Annotated in this window: 16 protein-coding genes; 10 read left to right on the plus strand and 6 right to left on the minus strand. The window is 50.7% G+C overall.

The window, feature by feature from the left end; all coding sequences use genetic code 11:
- Positions 1-61: 61 nt before the first annotated feature.
- Positions 62-2,071 carry a transcription termination factor Rho gene (gene rho, locus BQ7480_RS09715; RefSeq protein WP_072542675.1) on the plus strand — a complete coding sequence of 670 codons (2,010 nt, stop codon included), beginning with the start codon at positions 62-64 and terminating at the stop codon, positions 2,069-2,071.
- 76 nt (positions 2,072-2,147) lie between these two features.
- Here the strand turns inward: rho and BQ7480_RS09720 are convergent, their stop codons facing one another.
- Positions 2,148-2,519, minus strand: coding sequence for a DUF3127 domain-containing protein (locus tag BQ7480_RS09720; RefSeq protein ID WP_072542676.1), 372 nt, complete (start codon positions 2,517-2,519; stop codon positions 2,148-2,150).
- A gap of 176 nt (positions 2,520-2,695) precedes the next feature.
- Between BQ7480_RS09720 and dnaN the strand changes: the two genes are divergently transcribed.
- The 7 genes from dnaN to BQ7480_RS09755 are packed head-to-tail and all read left to right on the plus strand — an operon-like array spanning position 2,696 to position 10,971.
- Complete coding sequence (gene dnaN, locus BQ7480_RS09725) at positions 2,696-3,820, plus strand: DNA polymerase III subunit beta (RefSeq protein WP_072542677.1); 1,125 nt, start codon at positions 2,696-2,698, stop codon at positions 3,818-3,820.
- 27 nt (positions 3,821-3,847) lie between these two features.
- A complete protein-coding gene (locus BQ7480_RS09730; RefSeq protein ID WP_072542678.1) occupies positions 3,848-4,624 on the plus strand; it encodes a 3'-5' exonuclease in 777 nt (258 codons plus the stop codon).
- Between the two features lie 12 nt (positions 4,625-4,636).
- Positions 4,637-5,842, plus strand: a complete 1,206-nt coding sequence (coaBC, locus tag BQ7480_RS09735) for a bifunctional phosphopantothenoylcysteine decarboxylase/phosphopantothenate--cysteine ligase CoaBC (RefSeq protein WP_072542679.1) — start codon at positions 4,637-4,639, stop codon at positions 5,840-5,842.
- A gap of 6 nt (positions 5,843-5,848) precedes the next feature.
- The gene (gene recN, locus BQ7480_RS09740; protein ID WP_072542680.1) at positions 5,849-7,516 is read left to right on the plus strand and encodes a DNA repair protein RecN; all 1,668 of its coding nucleotides are present in this window, start codon (positions 5,849-5,851) and stop codon (positions 7,514-7,516) included.
- Between the two features lie 17 nt (positions 7,517-7,533).
- Positions 7,534-8,283, plus strand: a complete 750-nt coding sequence (gene rlmB / locus BQ7480_RS09745; RefSeq protein ID WP_072542681.1) for a 23S rRNA (guanosine(2251)-2'-O)-methyltransferase RlmB — start codon at positions 7,534-7,536, stop codon at positions 8,281-8,283.
- A gap of 22 nt (positions 8,284-8,305) precedes the next feature.
- Complete coding sequence (locus BQ7480_RS09750) at positions 8,306-10,015, plus strand: tetratricopeptide repeat protein (protein WP_072542682.1); 1,710 nt, start codon at positions 8,306-8,308, stop codon at positions 10,013-10,015.
- Positions 10,016-10,020: 5 nt separating this feature from the next.
- Entirely contained in the window at positions 10,021-10,971 is a 951-nt protein-coding gene (locus tag BQ7480_RS09755) for an NAD(P)H-dependent flavin oxidoreductase (RefSeq protein ID WP_072542683.1), read from the plus strand.
- A 481-nt stretch (positions 10,972-11,452) separates the two neighbouring features.
- On the opposite strand, the gene BQ7480_RS09760 is transcribed toward BQ7480_RS09755, so the two are convergent.
- Genes BQ7480_RS09760 through BQ7480_RS09780 form a run of 5 tightly spaced genes read right to left on the minus strand, consistent with a single transcriptional unit; the run spans position 11,453 to position 17,263 of the window.
- Positions 11,453-12,904 (minus strand): ATP-binding cassette domain-containing protein, encoded by a 1,452-nt coding sequence (locus BQ7480_RS09760; protein ID WP_072542684.1) that lies wholly within the window; start codon positions 12,902-12,904, stop codon positions 11,453-11,455.
- 41 nt (positions 12,905-12,945) lie between these two features.
- Positions 12,946-15,015: a type I pullulanase gene (gene pulA, locus BQ7480_RS09765; RefSeq protein WP_072543979.1), complete on the minus strand. Its 2,070-nt coding sequence runs from the start codon at positions 15,013-15,015 to the stop codon at positions 12,946-12,948.
- 11 nt (positions 15,016-15,026) lie between these two features.
- The gene (ruvC, locus tag BQ7480_RS09770) at positions 15,027-15,596 is read right to left on the minus strand and encodes a crossover junction endodeoxyribonuclease RuvC (protein WP_072542685.1); all 570 of its coding nucleotides are present in this window, start codon (positions 15,594-15,596) and stop codon (positions 15,027-15,029) included.
- On the minus strand, positions 15,593-15,898 hold the full coding sequence (locus BQ7480_RS09775; protein ID WP_072542686.1) for a DUF4286 family protein: 306 nt from the start codon (positions 15,896-15,898) through the stop codon (positions 15,593-15,595). Before BQ7480_RS09775 ends, ruvC begins: the two co-directional genes overlap by 4 nt.
- Positions 15,899-15,958: 60 nt before the next feature.
- Entirely contained in the window at positions 15,959-17,263 is a 1,305-nt protein-coding gene (locus tag BQ7480_RS09780) for a Na+/H+ antiporter NhaC family protein (protein ID WP_072542687.1), read from the minus strand.
- 237 nt (positions 17,264-17,500) lie between these two features.
- On the opposite strand from BQ7480_RS09780, the gene BQ7480_RS09785 reads away from it, so the two are divergent.
- Both BQ7480_RS09785 and BQ7480_RS09790 read left to right on the plus strand, forming a co-directional pair.
- Entirely contained in the window at positions 17,501-17,923 is a 423-nt protein-coding gene (locus BQ7480_RS09785) for a hypothetical protein (RefSeq protein ID WP_072542688.1), read from the plus strand.
- 146 nt (positions 17,924-18,069) lie between these two features.
- Positions 18,070-18,876: a MotA/TolQ/ExbB proton channel family protein gene (locus BQ7480_RS09790; RefSeq protein WP_072542689.1), complete on the plus strand. Its 807-nt coding sequence runs from the start codon at positions 18,070-18,072 to the stop codon at positions 18,874-18,876.
- The last annotated feature ends 5 nt before the right edge of the window (positions 18,877-18,881 follow it).

Genomic DNA, 18,881 nt, shown 5'->3' on the forward strand with positions numbered 1-18,881 from the left:
TCCTGATGGTTTGTCATGTTTCACACGGCCAATATTAATTATATCATTATTAACCTATTTTATGTACAATATCATTCAATTAAACGACAAAGATTTGTCGGAGTTGCAGCAGATTGCCAAAGAGTTGGGTCTGAAGAAAACCGATTCGCTGCGAAAAGAAGAATTGGTGTACCGCATTCTGGACGAACAAGCTATTGTCGGTGCCACCAAAAAAGTGGCTGCCCAACAAAACAATGAAGAACGCAAAGAAGGACAACCACGCAAGCGTTCGCGCATCAGCATAAAAAAAGAAGGGGACAAGGTGTACACTGCCACTAAAGACAAAGCGCAGAAACTGGAAGTCAACACTCCTGCTCTCCCGGCTCCTACACCTTTATTTAAAGAGATACCTGCTCCAGCCGAAAATACAATGAAAGAAGCGGTCCCAGCCGAAGGGACAGCCATCCAGGCAGAAGCTCCGGCTGCCGAAGAAAAACCGAAAGCCAAACGAGGACGGAAACCGGGTTCCAAAAACAAATCAACCCTGGCCAAAGAGGCACAGGAAGCAGAACAGCAGGCAAAACAAGAAACAGCGCCGACTGCAGCCCCCCTCCCCATCGAAGACGACATGGAGCTTCCTCCACTCGATTTAAGCAACAATGATTTTATTCCTATAGAAGACCTGCCGTCGGAAAAATTCGAAATTCCATCGGAACTGCTCGGCAAGTTTGAAGCAACCAAAATGGAGGCTCCTGCTCCAGCTCCGGCCAAAGAGGGCAAACAAAAATTCCAGCCGCGCCAGGCTCGCCAGAACAACCGGAACAACCGTCCCAACAATAACAACAACCAAGGAAAAGACAATACACAGCCGAACGGCCAGAACAATCCTGCGGGACAATCGGCTGCCGCTTCTACGGAAGCACCCGCCAACGCCACAGCTCCCGCACCAAAACCTGTAGAAAAGGCATACGACTTCGATGATATCCTGCAGGGAACCGGCGTGCTGGAAATCATGCCCGACGGCTACGGCTTCCTCCGTTCTTCCGATTACAACTATCTTTCTTCACCCGATGACATCTACGTGTCACAGTCACAAATCAAACTGCTCGGACTGAAAACCGGCGACGTGGTAGAAGGTACCATCCGTCCGCCAAAAGAAGGTGAAAAATATTTCCCGCTGGTCAAGGTATCTAAAATCAACGGACTCGACCCGGCTCTGGTGCGCGACCGTATTCCGTTCGACCACCTGACCCCTCTCTTCCCCGACGAAAAATTCAAATTGTGCAAGGGATACAACGACAACCTCTCGGCCCGCGTGGTCGATTTGTTCGCGCCCATCGGTAAAGGACAGCGTGCCCTGATTGTGGCACAGCCGAAGACCGGTAAGACCATCCTGATGAAAGACATTGCCAATGCCATTGCAGCCAACCATCCGGAGGTGTACATGATTATGCTGCTCATCGACGAGCGTCCGGAAGAAGTGACCGACATGGCACGCAGCGTAAAGGCCGAAGTGATTGCTTCTACCTTCGACGAACCGGCTGAACGCCACGTGAAAATTGCGGGCATCGTATTGGAAAAAGCCAAACGTATGGTAGAATGCGGACATGATGTAGTGATTTTCCTCGACTCTATCACCCGTCTGGCACGTGCCTACAACACGGTTTCTCCGGCATCGGGCAAGGTACTGTCTGGAGGTGTGGATGCCAACGCATTGCACAAGCCCAAACGTTTCTTCGGCGCAGCCCGTAACATTGAAGGGGGAGGCTCACTGACCATCGTGGCTACCGCCCTGATTGATACAGGTTCGAAGATGGATGAAGTGATTTTCGAGGAATTCAAGGGAACAGGTAACATGGAATTGCAGCTGGACCGCAACCTGAGCAACAAGCGTATCTTCCCGGCAGTCAACATCGTGGCTTCAAGTACGCGCCGCGACGACCTGCTGCTGGACAAGACTACCCTCGACCGCATGTGGATTCTCCGCAAATATCTGGCAGACATGAATCCGATAGAAGCCATGGATTTCGTGAAAGACCGCCTGGAAAAGACCAAGGACAACGACGAATTCCTGATGAGCATGAACTCTTGATAATCATCAGCTATACAAAAAGAGAAAGTCCCTTGCACCACATGATGCAAGGGACTTTTCTTTTGCTCTTATTTTATCAGAACGGCAGGTCGTCTTTCTCATCTGTAGCAGAGAAATCGGCCGGAGCCGCATTCACCGGCGGGAAAGGAGCTTCCGTAGGAGGCACCTGAGGAGCCGCCCCTACCCGTTCCACTTTCCAGGCACGGATACTGTTGAACCAGCGCCCCTGCCATTCGCGGGCATCAATGTCGAAAGACACATTCAGCTCTTCTCCTATCTGAATATTAAACTGCTTGATTTTGTCGTCTCCAAAGACATCAAAACACATACGACGCGGATACTGGTCGTGTGTTTCAATCACATATTCTTGAACTTTCCATTCGTTTCCGTTGCGTGAAGTACCACCTTTCGGCTCCAAAACTGCAATCACTCTTCCTGCTAATTCCATAAATATTATTTTTAAATTCGGTGACGAAATTACGACTTTCCACAGAAGAAAACTAATTTTTAAGACCTTTTTTTATAGGCTGTATGTAATCTTTTCGTAACTTTGGCAATTGGTTTAAGGCATCCAAGGATGCTTTCTGAGAACAAAAACAAAACAAAAATAAATATAAAAGAACTATGAAGTTTATCGTTTCAAGCACTGCTTTATTCAGCCATCTGCAGGCTATCAGCCGAGTGATTAATTCAAGAAATTCCTTACCGATTCTGGACTGTTTTCTTTTCGAACTGAGAGACGGTACGCTCTTCATGACGGCATCCGACAACGACACAACCCTGTCGACCTCCATCGAAGTAAACGAATCGGACAGCGACGGACGGTTTGCCGTTTCTTCCAAGACTTTGCTGGAAGCACTGAAAGAAATCCCTGAACAGCCGTTGAGTTTTCACATAGAAACCAGCAACATGGAAATCACCGTGGAATATCAAAACGGTAAATACAGCCTGATGGGACAAAATGCCGACGAATACCCGGATGCACAGGAGCTGGGCAGCAATGCCGTGCAGGTGACCATGGGGGCTGATGTCCTGATGAACGGGGTAAACCGCAGCCTGTTTGCCACGGCCGACGATGAACTTCGTCCGGTGATGAACGGTATTTATTTCGACATCAGCACGGAAGACATCACGCTCGTGGCCAGCGACGGACACAAACTGGTGCGTTGCAAGACGTATGCGGCGCACGGAGCTGAGAAAGCGGCTTTCATCCTGCCGAAGAAACCGGCCAACCTGCTGAAAGGCTTGCTGCCGAAAGAGCAGGGCGACGTACAAATCGGTTTCGACGACCGCAATGCGATGTTCACCCTGGAGAACTATCAGATGGTATGCCGCCTGATTGAAGGACGTTACCCGAACTACAACTCGGTAATTCCGCAGAACAACCCGCACCGCGCTATCATCGACCGTGCCCTGTTCATCAGTGCCCTGCGCCGTGTATCTGTGTTCTCTTCGCAATCCAGCAGCTTGATCAAACTGAGTCTGTCGGGAAACCAGATGAAGATTTCCGCACAGGACATCGACTTCTCGACTTCGGCCGAAGAAACCATCGTATGCCAGTATGACGGCAATCCGATGAGCATCGGTTTCAAGTCATCGTTCCTGATTGACATCCTGAACAATATTTCTGCACAAAATATCATCATCGAACTGGCCGACCCGTCACGCGCAGGGGTCATCGTGCCGGAAGAACAGGAAGAAAACGAAGACCTGCTGATGCTGCTGATGCCGATGATGCTGAATGACTGATTATTCATTTGTACACATAACTTACTCATGAAACTGAACTTGAAAAATCCGCTCGTGTTCTTCGACCTGGAGACCACGGGCACCAATATCAATACAGACCGTATCGTTGAAATCTGTTACCTGAAAGTATATCCCAACGGAAATGAGGAGGCCAAAACGCTCCGTATCAATCCGGAGATGCATATTCCGGAAGCATCGACTGCCATCCATGGCATTCACGACGAGGACGTGGCCGACTGCCCGACTTTCAAGGAGGTGGCAAAGGACATCGCCAAAGACATTGAAGGAGCCGACATTGCCGGATTCAATTCCAACCGTTTCGACGTGCCCGTACTGGTGGAAGAATTTCTGCGGGCAGGTATCGACATCGACCTGACCAAACGGAAATTCATCGACGTGCAGGTTATCTACCACAAGTTGGAACAGCGCACGCTTTCGGCTGCCTATAAGTTCTATTGTGGCAAGAACCTGGAAGATGCGCATACGGCCGAAGCCGACACACGGGCTACGTATGAAGTGCTGAAAGCACAGCTCGACCATTATCCGGATGTGTTGGAAAACGACATCAATTTCCTGTCGGATTATTCCAGCTACAGCAAGAACGTGGACTTTGCCGGAAGAATCATCTATGACGACAAGGGAGTGGAGATTTTCAACTTTGGAAAATACAAAGGAATTCCTGTGGCTGAAGTGCTCAAGAAAGACATGGGCTACTATGGCTGGATTATGAACGGAGATTTCACACTGAATACGAAGAACGTACTGACCAAGATTCGCCTGCGCGAAACAGGGCTGGTCAAGTAAAGAGAATTGTGCATGAATACACTACAAGGCAAGAAAATCGTACTGGGCATCACGGGCAGCATTGCGGCTTACAAGGCAGCGGTACTGACACGGGCATTAATCAAGAAGGGGGCGGAGGTGCAGATTGTCATCACCCCGGCAGGAAAGGAATTTATCACTCCTATCACCCTCTCGGCCCTGACCAGCAAGCCGGTCATCAGCGAGTTTTTCTCACAGCGCGACGGCACGTGGCACAGTCACGTGGACTTGGGACTATGGGCCGATGCCATGGTCATCGCTCCGGCTACGGCTTCCACCATCGGCAAGATGGCACACGGGATAGCCGACAACATGCTGGTCACCACTTACCTGTCAATGAAAGCACCGGTATTCGTGGCTCCAGCCATGGACCTGGACATGTTTGCCCATCCTTCCACCCAGCATAATCTGGATATTCTGCGCAGCTACGGCAACCACATCATCGAACCGGCTTCGGGCGAACTGGCCAGCCATTTGGTAGGAAAAGGACGCAGGGAGGAACCGGAGAAGATTGTGGAAGTATTGGAAGAGTTTTTCCCCCGCCAGCAGGACTTGGCCGGGCGGAAAATTGTCATCACGGCGGGTCCTACGTACGAGAAGATTGATCCGGTACGCTTTATCGGCAACTATTCTTCCGGGAAAATGGGATATGCCCTGGCCGAAGCCTGCGCCACACGAGGGGCCGAAGTCACATTGGTAAGCGGCCCCGTTACCCTGCATACCGTCCATCCGCACATTCACCGCGTAGACGTGGAAAGTGCGGCGGAAATGTATCAGGCCGCAGCCGAAGCTTTCAAGGAAGCCGATGCCGGAATCCTCTGTGCCGCCGTGGCCGATTTTACCCCGGAACAGGTAGCCGCACAGAAAATCAAGCGGGAAAAAGACGACCTGGTGTTGCGTTTGAAGCCGACGTGCGACATCGCCGCCTCGCTCGGGAAAGAGAAACGTCCGGGACAGGTGCTGGTGGGATTTGCCTTGGAGACCTGCGACGAAGTAAGCCATGCCCAGGACAAGCTGGCCCGGAAAAACTTTGATTTCATCGTACTGAATTCGTTGAATGACAAAGGGGCTGGATTCCGCTGTGACACCAACAAAATCACGATTATCGACCGTTCGGAGGCTGTTTCCTATCCGCTGAAAAGCAAGAAGGAAGTGGCTGAAGACATTGTAGACAAACTTTCGAGTCTGTTTCATTCCTAAATTGCCATGCTACAGTCTATTTTCATACAAAACTATGCGCTGATTGACAAACTGGACATCAGCTTCACTTCCGGATTTTCGGTCATTACCGGGGAAACCGGAGCGGGAAAGTCCATCATCTTGGGGGCTATCGGACTTCTGCTGGGTCAGCGGGCCGATGTGAAAGCCATCAAGAAAGGGGCTTCGAAGTGCATTGTGGAAGCGACTTTCCGGATTGCCAACTATGGCATGGAACCGTTTTTCCAAGAGAACGACATCGAATACGAACCGGACGAATGTATCCTGCGCCGTGAAGTGTCGGCCAACGGAAAAAGCCGGGCGTTCATCAATGATACTCCTGCCTCACTTGCACAGATGAAGGTGCTGGGCGAAAAACTGATTGACGTACACAGCCAGCACCAGAACCTGTTGCTGAACAAAGAAGGTTTCCAGCTGAACATCTTGGACATTCTGGCACAGGACGAAGCACAGCTTTCGACCTATCAGGCCGTCTATCAGTCGTATAAGAAAGTAGTGAAGGAACTGGAGGATTTCATCGCACAGGCTGAAAAGAGCCGACAGGACGAAGACTATATCCGTTTCCAACTGGAGCAACTGGAGGAAGCCGGACTGAAGGAAAACGAACAAACGGACCTGGAACAGGAAGCGGAAACGCTGAGCCATGCCGAAGACATCAAGGCCGGACTCTACAAGGCCAGCCAACTGATTAACGGTGAGGAAGGCGGTACGGTATCGCTCACCAAGGAATGTATGCAGACGCTTCAGGGACTGACTCAGGTATATGCCCCGGCACGGGAATGGATGGAAAGGCTGAACAGCTGCTACATCGAGCTGAAAGACCTTGCCCGCGAGATTGGCAATGCGGAAGAAGAAGTGGAATTCAACCCTTCGCGTCTGGATTTCGTGAACGAACGGTTGAACCTGATTTATTCCTTGCAGCAGAAGCATCACGTACAAACGGTAGAGGAACTGCTGGAACTGACGGAAAACTACCGCCATCAGCTGAATGCCATCACTTCTTTCGACGACCGGATTGCAGAACTGGAAGGACAAAAGAAAAAGCTCTACGCAGAGGTACTGAAACAGGCCGGTGTACTGACTGAACTCCGTACGCAGTCGGCCCGCCACATCGAATCGCAAATGGAATCTCTGCTTATCCCGTTGGGAATGCCCAACGTGCGGTTTGCCGTGGAACTGACGGCCCGCAAGGAACCAGACAGCAAGGGGATGGACAGCGTGACTTTCCTCTTCTCGGCCAACAAGAACGGTACGCTGCAGAACGTAGCTTCCATCGCGTCGGGCGGTGAGATTGCCCGCGTGATGCTCTCGCTCAAAGCCATGATTGCAGGAGCTGTCAAACTTCCTACCATCATCTTCGATGAGATTGACACGGGTGTTTCGGGCTCCATCGCAGAGAAGATGGCCCTCATCATGCAGGACATGGGACGACAGAACCGGCAGGTTATCAGCATCACGCATCTTCCTCAGATTGCAGCCCGCGGCATCGCGCACTACAAGGTGTACAAGGAAGACACCGAGACCGGGACAAACAGCCACATCCGACGGTTGTCGGACGAGGAACGGGTGCAGGAAATCGCCCACATGCTCAGCGGCAGTACGCTTACAGAAGCTGCCGTACAGAATGCACGTGCCCTGCTAGGCTTTAACTCATAACAAGAAACTACAAAACCATGATAGAAAAGAACGAAATGATTTTCGGCGTACGCGCCGTCATCGAGGCTATCCAGGCCGGAAAAGAGATTGACAAGGTATTAATCAAAAAGGATATCCAGAGTGATTTGTCGAAGGAGCTCTTCGCAGTATTGAAAGATACCTTTATCCCCGTACAACGGGTGCCGGTGGAACGCATCAACCGCATCACCAAGAAGAATCACCAGGGCGTAGTGGCCTTCATCTCGCCCATCACTTACCAGCGCACGGAGGACATCGTGCCCTTCCTGTTCGAACAGGGAAAGAATCCGCTGCTTATCCTGTTGGACGGACTGACGGATGTGCGTAACTTCGGAGCCATTGCCCGCACGTGTGAATGTGCCGGAGTAGATGCCATCATCATCCCCTCCAAAAACAGTGTCAGCGTGAATGCAGATGCCATCAAGACTTCGGCAGGTGCCCTGCACACAATCCCTGTCTGTCGAGAAAATAACATTACAAATACCATCAAATTTCTGAAAGACAGCGGATTCAAGATTGTGGCAGCCACAGAAAAAGGTGATTATGATTACACCAAGGCCGACTACAAAAGTCCGACCTGCATCATCATGGGGGCGGAAGACACGGGTGTGCCTTATGACCACTTGGCTCTTTGCGACGAATGGATCAAAATTCCTTTGTTCGGAAACATTGAATCACTGAACGTATCCGTAGCAGCGGGTATCCTGATTTACGAAGCTGTAAAGCAAAGAGGATTCGGAGAAGAATAAAACAATAAAACATACAACTACCATGAAAATAAGAAAATTTACCCTTATTCTGACGTGCTGCGGAATGGCTTTCCAGATGGGATTCGCCCAAGAACTTCCCAAATGGGCAAACAAAGCCCGGAAAGCGGTATTTTCCGTCGTCACGTATGACAAAGACAACCAGATTCTCAATACCGGCAACGGATTCTTTATCGACGAAAATGGAACAGCTGTTTCAGATTACACCTTATTTAAAGGAGCCGAACGTGCCGTTGTAGTTACCGCCGAAGGCAAAGAGCTTCCGGTGGAATACATTCTGGGAGCCAACGATATGTACGACGTAGTGAAGTTCAAGACGACTCTCGACAAAAAGACAGAAGCCTTGCAACCGACCTCACGCCCGGGAACGGTGAACGAGACTGTGTACGTGCTACCCTACTCCACACAGAAAGCGGCAACGGGTACGCACGGCACCATTGCCAAGATTGATATCATCAGCAACAACTCTTTCTATTACACCCTGAACATGAAGACGGGTGACAAGACAGTCAGCTGCCCGGTGATGAACGCGGAAGGAGAAGTGATAGGATTGGTACAGAAAAACAGCGACAAGGAAAGCACTTCGAGCTATGCCATCGGCATCGGATATGCCAAGAGTCTTTCCATCAGTGCCCTGTCGGCCAACGACTTCGCCCTGAATGCCATTGGCATCCGGAAAGGGTTGCCGGAAGACGAGTCTCAGGCACTGGTGTATGTGTACATGGCTTCATCTAACCTGACCCGCGATGAATACCTGAACCTGCTGAACGAATTCATCCAGCAGTTCCCCAAAAACAGCGAAGGTTATTCCCGTCGGGCTACCTGCTACATCGGCTATGGAGACGACTCTCACTATGCACTGGCCGAAAAGGATTTGGAGACCATGGTGAAAGTCTCAGACAACAAAGGAGATGCCTACTACAACCGCTCCAAACTGTTATATAACTACGTGCTGGGATTACAGGGTGCCAAACCTTACGGCGACTGGACACTGGAACGGGCACTGAAGGAAATCAATACGGCCCTTGAGAACGACAAGCAAGGATTGTATTACCAGCTGCAGGGCGACATTTATTTTGCCATGCAGAAATATCCGGAAGCTTTCGCCAGCTACGAAGAAGTAAACCGCACTCCGCTGGCTTCGGCTGCCAGCTTCTATGCGGCAGCCAAAACGAAGGAACTGATTGAGGGTGCTTCCAAGAAGGAAGCCATAGCCTTGATGGACAGTGCCGTGGCAAAATACAATCCACCCTACGGCAAGGAAGCCGCCCCCTACCTCTATGAACGTGGACGCATGAAAGCGGAAGACAACCAGTTCCGTGAAGCGGTAACAGACTATAACCTTTTCCAGGAAGCCATGATGGGACAGGTTTCCGCTGAGTTCTATTTCATCCGCGAACAGGCTGAGATGCAATGTCGCATGTATCAGCAGGCTATCAATGATATAAACCAGGCCATCGAAATGGAACCGAAGAATGCGGAATATTGGGTAGAAAAGGGAGGCATCCATCTCCGCGTCAACCAGCTGAATGAAGCCATCGAAGCCCTGAACAAGGCTATTGAACTGGATGTGCAGAATTCTGCCGCTTACCGTATGCTCGGCTACTGCCAGCTACAGCAGAACAAAAAGAAAGAAGGGCTGGCTAACTTGGAAAAGGCTGTCAAATTGGGTGACACCGTAGCCAAGAGCCTGCTGGAAAAATATAATAAATAATCGTTATGAACAACAGAGTCTGTCACCTTTTCGGTATCCGCTACCCTATCATTCAAGGAGGAATGGTGTGGTGCAGTGGCTGGCGACTGGCCTCAGCCGTCAGCAACGCAGGCGGACTGGGGTTACTTGGAGCTGGTTCCATGCATCCGGAAACCCTGCGCGAACACATCCGCAAGTGCAAGGCAGCTACCGACAAACCGTTCGGTGTCAATGTGCCGCTGATGTATCCTGAGATTGAAACCCTTATGGACATTATCCAGGAAGAAGAAGTGAAAATCGTGTTTACCTCTGCCGGTAACCCGAAAACATGGACTTCCAAGCTTCAACAGGCAGGCATCAAGGTAGCCCATGTAGTATCTTCCAGCCATTTCGCCATGAAATGTGAAGAAGCCGGAGTGGATGCCATTGTAGCCGAAGGATTCGAGGCCGGCGGACACAACGGACGGGAAGAGACTACCACTTTCTGCCTGATTCCGGCAGTGAAGAAAGTATGCACCGTTCCCCTCATTGCCGCAGGAGGCATCGTGTCGGGGGAAGGTATCCTGGCTGCGGAAGCCTTGGGCGCAGAAGGTGTACAAATGGGTACCCGCTTCGCCCTGACGGAAGAAAGCTCAGCCCACTTCACCTTCAAGGACCGGTGCCTGCGACTGAACGAAGGGGATACCCAACTGACCCTCAAGCAGCTTTCTCCCACCCGTCTGGTCAAGAACGACTTCTACAAGCAGGTGGAAGAAGCCGAACAAAAAGGGGCTTCTGCCGATGAAATGAGGGCTTTATTAGGCAAAGGCCGGGCTAAGAAAGGTATCTTTGAAGGAGATATCTATGAAGGAGAGCTGGAAATCGGACAAGCCGCCTCACAGATTCACCAGTTGCAGACGGTAGATGAAGTGATGACGGAACTGATAGAAGATTACCGCAAGGCACTCCGCCAACTGCAGGACAAGCAAGGCTGGTAAGCAGATAGGGCGCTAATAGAAACAAGGCCTACCAAAACAGTCAGCCCCCCGCCTGCAAGCCTCAGTAATAAGAGATCTCCAAGTATTTGAAGACGCAGCATATTGTAAACAAATACACCTCAGGAATTTGAAGAGCTGTCAAGAACCTCCGGATTTGAGGACGTATTTACAAAGGAATCCCCTTATTTTTCTACTTTCTTTTTTATGAGGGAGAAAGAGAAAAATAAGGGGATTCTTATATTATCTCACTTATGAATCACCGGAGCATTCCTCCGGAGAAACACCTAGGGGTTGTCCTCACGGTTAATCCCCGTCAGAAAGCCTTATGGAAGAGATGCTGGGAGTTTCTCGCGACTGGTGACCAGAGAGGATACCCTCGCCACAAACTTTAGGAGACGTTGAAGGGTCATCCCCACCGTTGCACAACCATTCGGCTCTCCTTGAAGCAGAGATTTCAGTCTCACCAGAATAATTTCACTTCCTACTTATTCCGCTTCAGAAACAACGAATTGGTAATGGTAGACGGAAGTTCCTCCTGATAGTGCGTCACCATGATCAAGGTCTTGTCCTTCCGGCCACAGAAAGCCTCGATGACATCCTTCACCAACCGGCGGTTACGCATATCCAAACCGTGCAAAGGCTCGTCCAGAATCAGCAGTTCTGGGTCTTTGACAAACGCACGAGCCAACAGCACCATACGCTGTTCCCCACTGGAGAGCTGGAGGAAACTGCGGTCTTTCAAGTCGGCAATACCAAAGATGTCCATCCACCACACGCACGTCTCCACATCCTTTGCCTGTGTCTTACGATACAAACCGATGGAATCGTGCAAACCACTGGCCACGATGTCAATGGCCGGAAGGTTCTTCAAATAAGCACGGTGCATTTCCGGACTCACATAACCGATGTGCTTCTTGATTTCCCAAATACTCTCACCACTTCCCCGTTTGCGTCCAAACAACGCAATGTCGCATGCATAACTCTGCGGATTATCGGCACAAATCAAGCTCAGCAACGTAGACTTTCCGGCCCCGTTCTCTCCGCTGAGCGCCCATTTCTCTCCGCACTTCACCGTCCAGTCGAGGTCTTTCAGGATGACCCGTTCCCCATATCGGATGCTTACCTTATTCAAGTCTACGATATGCTCCGTATGATACAGGTTCTCGGCATACGGCAAATCCAATATCCGCTGCCGCTTCTCATCAGACAACACATGTGCCGGAGCCGGTTCCCGGTGAGCCAGGTATTCCTGTAACGTGATTTTCGGTCCACAGTGACAGTCTTCCACCGGTATCACGTGCGTAATGAACGCCGGGATATCGTCCGTCTTCGACAAAACCAGAATCACTTGCAGATTCGTCATCTCGGTCAGCTTGCCCAGCAACGTATGTAACAGTCCGCGTGTCCGGGCATCCAGACCGATGAAAGGATTGTCCATAATCAACACCCGCGGACCGCTCAGCAACGTCTTGGTCAGCTGGAACTTGCGGAGTTCTCCACTGGAAAGCAGGATAATGTGCTTGCTGAGCATCTCCTCTATGCCAAACAAGCCATAGAGTGTCTTCCGGAGCTGCTCGTCCTTGCACTCCGGCAGCAAATCGGCCACGATGGGCGTATCGTCCAAGTCGTGCGAGTTCCATCGCTGCTGGTAATAATAATTCCCGTCGGCATCCCCATACGAATCGCGGAAAGTGATGTATTTGATGTTGTCACAAGCCATTTTGGATTCTGAAGGAGAGAAATCATACTTCACCTCGTTCATCAGCAACGGATAACGGCCCGTGATAGTATCCACCAACAGGCTCTTTCCCGCCCCGTTCGGTCCCACAATAGCCACATGCTCTCCCGCAGCAATCTGCAGGTTGATAGGTTCCCTCATCCGATAGAGCGGATGACGTGTTACCCCGTTCTCAATTGTAATTACATTCTGCATTGTCTTTTTTAGTTTTATAATTGCTTCTATGTCGTTGTTTCTTACTGATGCACAATCATGGCCGTGCGGGGAGCCACCGTGAGCACATTGCCCGTCAGCGTACCCAGTCCCAGCACATTGTCCACGCGCCCGTCGCGGCAAGCTATCCAATAACGTCCTTCGGGCACATTAATCTGCACCGGTTCCGTACGTGCGTTGAGCACCACCACCGTATTCAGCCACGAATCACCCGCCGGACTTCCCTTGATACGGAAAGCCACCACATTGCTGGCTGGTGTCGGCAAGAACTCCAGGTGCTTGGCAATCAGCGAAGCATCACCCATACGGAACGAAGGATGCGCCTTGCGCATGGCAATCAGTCCGCGCACGTAATCAAAGAAATCATGATGTGAAGTCTTTCTCCGCCAGTCGATGGCATTGACGGCATCCGGGCTCTTGTAAGAATTGGCTACGCCCTGCTTGCCGCGCAGAATCTCATCCCCCGCATACCAGAACGGAATGCCCTGCGACGTGAATACTGCCGTAGCCGCCAGCTTGGCCAGTGCATTCATCTCCTGCTCCGAAAGTCCCGGCAAGGTCGTCTTCAACCGGTCGGCCAGACAAAGATCATCGTGACAGCTCACGTAACTGATGAGCTGGTCGGGCTGCGCAGCCCAGAAATGAAGTTCCTTCTCCGCCTTCGCCGTAGCCAGTGAATCTTCCATCAGACTGTCCGTCGGGGCCGGAGGCTGCACAGACGCAGTCGCATGCTTCTCCACCAGTTGCGGATGAGAAATTCCCCCTGCCAGTCCGAATTTCACGCCCGCCGCATGCCCCATACGACCGATAACGAACGCCCCTTTGGCATTATCGTCCCATGGACCACGCAACGCATCGCGCATCTCGTCACAAAACATGCCGATGTGCGGAAGCCGCTGCGCATTCTTCTTCATGGCCAGCAGACTGTCCGGCAACTGCGGACGACCGGCCGCCCAACCTTCTCCATAAATATAAATTGTAGGATCAATCCGGTCGAGCGCCTGGCGGATTTCGTTCATTGTTTCGATATCATGAATCCCCATCAGGTCGAAGCGGAAACCGTCGATATGATATTCCTTAGCCCAATAGCAGACCGACTCAATCATGAAACGCCTCATCATCGGACGCTCGCTGGCCGTCTCATTGCCGCAACCCGAAGCATTGGCCCATTTTCCATTGGCATCCGTGCGGTAGAAATACCCCGGCACCGTACGCTCAAAGTTACTACCCTTCGTAATCGCGGTATGGTTGTACACCACGTCCATCACCACCCGGATACCCGCCCGATGGAGGGCCATCACCATCTGCTTGAATTCCCGGATACGCACGTCCGGTTTGTAAGGGTCGGTGGCATACGAACCTTCCGGCACGTTATAGTTTTTCGGATCATAACCCCAGTTGTACTGCGGCTTGTCGAGCTTCGTCTCGTCCACCGACGAGAAGTCGAACGACGGCAACAGCTGTACGTGAGTCACCCCCAGTTCCTTCAGATGGTCGAGCCCCGTTTTCTCCCCCAGATAAGTCTTTGTACCCTCTTCCGTGAGTGCCAAAAACTTCCCCCGGTTATGAATACCCGCCACCGTATCGATGGAGAAATCCCGATGGTGCAATTCATAAATGATGATATCCGAAAAACGCTTCAACGGCGGACGCTTGTCTTCATTCCACCCCTTCGGGTTCGTCGCACCCCAGTCGATGATGGCTGCCCGGTCGCCGTTCACCCCCACCGCCTTGGCCAGAAGTCCGGGAGTATCTCCCTGCCATACGTCGTCAATCTTCACGTTGAAGGTATAGAACTTCCCTTTCAGGTCTTCGTCCACCCGGGCCTGCCACATCCCGTAGGATGCCGGCTCCATCTTCACCATCCGGTAGGCCGAGCCTCCCTGCCCTTTCTCATAGAGCAGCACCCGCACCTCCTGTGCCGTAGGGGCCCAGAGCGAAAACTTCGTGACGGAAGGGGCATACACCATTTCCTCCCATTCACCGTTGTACACCGGATATTTGTCAAACGTCGTCTGTGCATCCTGGTGCGAGGATGTACATCCCGCTGCCACTGTCATCATTGACATTACGACAAGATGCTTCAGTTTCATACTTCTTTCTCCTATTTTTTTATGCGTTCCGGATTCTTGGCAATAAAATCCTTCCAACTGGAATACGTTTTCGGCATTTCCGGACGTCCCATCTGCAAATAATGACAGTAGGCCGCTCCCAACGCATCGGTAGCATCCATGAAAGGTCCCATCTCCGAATCGGGAATGTGCAACATCCGTTTCAACATGTCGGCCACCTGCTCCTTGCTGGCCTGCCCGTTGCCGGTGATGGCCATCTTGATTTTCAACGGCGCATACTCCGTCACCGGAATGTCGCGCATCAGAGCCGCCACGATGGCCACCCCCTGCGCCCGTCCCAGTTTCAGCATGGACTGTACGTTCTTTCCGAAAAACGGCGCCTCGATGGCCAGTTCATCGGGCAGGTACGAGGAAATGATGCCCTGCACCCGCTCGTAGATGTGCTTCAGTTTCAGGTAAGGGTCACCGCATTTGCGCAAGTCGATTACCCCCAAGGTCATCACCTGCGGTTTCACCCCCGTCACCTTCAGCACCCCGTAGCCCATGATGTTCGTACCCGGGTCGATGCCGAGAATAATCTTTTCCTTGACCGGCTGAATCACTTTATCACCTCCATCAATGTAGGGAATCCGATGACCTTATCCTTGAACACCTTCATCATCTCGGTATTCAGTGCCGCTCCCTGTTTCACATGCCAGTGGTGCAGCGTAGCAGTATCTTCCACCTCCCACTGCAGCGAGAAACATTCACTGTCCTGCTCCTTATGGCTCAGAATGCGCAAGATACGGGGATTCTTCAGCTCGCCCGACTTCTCCACTTCCGGAATATAACATTCATTCAACCAGATGATAAAATTGCGGGCATCGCCCATCTCCACATGAAATGTAGTATTGTAAATCAGCATATCTCTTTCTATTTTAAATAATTGACAAAGTTATAAAATCTCCCTGAAAAAGCCTCCAATTCAGGAATATCTGCGAGGATAACGGAACAGGATACTCAGCAAAGCCACCGCCCCCAGGGCCATCGGATAATACAGATACCCGATGATGTTGATGGGCGACAAGCCGGAAAGCTCCGCGGCAATCAACAGCTGCGCCCCGTAAGGAATGATGCCCTGTATCACACACGAGAACGTATCCAGAATACTGGCACTCTTCCGTTTGTCCACCCGGAACTGCTCAGCAATATCGTTGGCCAAGGGACCTACGGTAATGATGGCAATCGTATTGTTGGCTGTACACACATTGGCCAGACTCACCAGGGCCGCAATGCTCAGTTCAGCCCCCCGCTTGCCCCTCACATGCTTGGTGAGCCGGTGCAGCACATAATCCACTCCTCCGTTGAAACGAATCAGTTCCAGCATGCCTCCCGCCATCAGGGTCACGATAATCAGTTCGCCCATGCCCGTCATGCCTTTTCCCATGGCCCCGAACCAGCCGAACACATCGAAGGCACCGTAAGCCATACCTACAATGCCCGTGGCCACCAGCCCCAACAGCAAGACCAGCAACACATTCATGCCGACCACTGCCGTACCGAGCACAATCAGGTAAGGAATCACCTTTACCCATTCCACATGAGGAATATCCTGTACCACCTCAATATGACTACCGTAAATAATATAGTAGATAAAGACAAGCAAGGCTGCCGGAAAAGCAATCAGCGAATTCACCCGGAACTTGTCGCGCATCACACAACCCTGCGTACGGGTCGCTGCAATCGTGGTATCGGATATAAAGGAAAGGTTGTCGCCAAAGAAGGCACCACCCACCACCACAGCCGTCATGAACACCACGCTGACATCCGTCTTGGCCGCTATACCTGCCGCCACCGGCACCAGTGCCACGATGGTTCCTACCGACGTACCGATAGAGAGGGAAATAAAACACGCGGCCAGGAAGATGCCTGCCAACAGCAAGTTGTCCGGAAGCAGGCGCAAGGTCAGATTCACCGTGGCGTCAATCGCTCCCATGGCTTGGGCCGACTGGGCAAAAGCTCCCGCCAGAATGAAAATCCAAATCATCAGCATGATGTTCTTGTTGGCTGCCCCCGTGGAATACTGAATCAGCCGGTCGTTCAAGCTCAATCCCTTCGTGGTGGCCACGGCATAAATGGACGATACCATGAAAGCCACAGTGATAGGAATCTTGTAAAAATCGTTGATAATCAGGGAGGTCACCAGATACAGGCATAAAAACACCACCAGCGGACTCAAGGCCCACGCATTGGGTTTGTTCACAATGGGAGTCAGTTTCTGAAAATTCATTCGTTCTTTCGCTACTAATTTTTAATTGACGACAAAGGTACGCATTTTTCATTACTTTCCCGCCGGCAGAATCACCATTCTGAAAACATTTCCGCCAAACACTCTCTCATCCGCTTTGTTTTCAACCTGTTTTCTACCCTAAAAGGTAAAAAAACAGAAGAAAGAGGAAATTTCCGACCCATATTTTGGCCATATAAGAATATTGCCTATATTTGCGAAGTCATCAAAAGAAAATGTATGAAACGGACCCTGTTTAAAATAATGCTGTTGCTTGCCGTCATCTTTATGAGAATAGAGACGACAACCGCCGCTTCATGCCGTCATACAACCCATGATGTCAATACCTCTACCGCGATATCTGCCTCTACCGATGCTGACAAAGCGTATAATTTTATTCATGCCACTTTAGACAAGACCCATAATTTGTTCAGTACCCTTACCACCCATGACCATTCACTGGCCAAGGAACTGGAAGAACGCATCCAGCGCAACGATGAACAAAACATCAATTTTTCTCTTCGTCTATTGTTATTCTATCATTCCCTACGAGAGGTAGGATTGCTGAAGGACAAGGAGTGCCTTTATCCTTCAACTCTTATTCATTGTGTGATTCCCTCATGCGAATACTATGTATTTGCCATGAGAAAGATTCTAATTTAGCCGTTTTATAAGGTTAGTTGTTTTTCACTGCTCCGGCGCGGCACGTGTCGGAGTAGAATCAGTTCTTGCTTCACATATTTGACGCAAGCAAGAAACTTATTGCCTCTATTTTTCTTAAAACAAAACTTTATAAAACGCTTAAAATCATGAAAACAAATAATTCTACACATTCTTTCAAAGGAATAGAAGCTGCTGGCTTCATCATCATCGCATGTTTCATTGCAGCCATCTGCATCTATCATTTCGTATTTGGCAATCCGTCCAACTTTATGAATAACGACCCAGCCAACCATCCGCTTCCGGGCAACATGTTGGGTACCATTTATAAAGGAGGAATCATCGTACCCGTCATCCAGACGCTCTTGCTGACCGTGCTCACACTGAGCGTAGAACGCTATTTCACTCTCCGGGCTTCGTTCGGGAGAAACAAATTGTCCAAGTTTGTGGCACAAATCAAGCAAGCTCTCAACGAAGGGGATATGCAAAAAGCCCAAGAATTATGTGACAAACAACGGGGCTCGGTAGCCAACGTGGTACGTTCCACCCTCAAAAAATACCAGGAAATGGAACAGGACAACGGACTGACCAAGGAACAGAAGATTCTGGCCATTCAGAAAGAGCTGGAAGAAGCAACGGCCCTCGAATTGCCCATGATGCAACAGAACCTGCCCATCATTGCCACTATCACCACATTGGGAACGCTGATGGGATTGCTTGGAACGGTTATCGGTATGATCCGCTCGTTCGCTGCACTTTCTGCCGGAGGTGGTACAGACTCCGTCGCCTTGTCCACAGGTATTTCGGAAGCCTTGATCAACACGGCTTTCGGTATCTTGACCGGAGCACTGGCTGTCATCTCTTACAACTATTATACCAATAAGATTGACAAGCTGACCTACAGCCTCGATGAAGTAGGATTTTCCATTGTACAGACTTTCGCGGCTACTCACTGATTCCG

Origin of the sequence: Bacteroides mediterraneensis (genome assembly GCF_900128455.1) — a bacterium.
GTDB classification, from domain to species: domain Bacteria; phylum Bacteroidota; class Bacteroidia; order Bacteroidales; family Bacteroidaceae; genus Phocaeicola; species Phocaeicola mediterraneensis.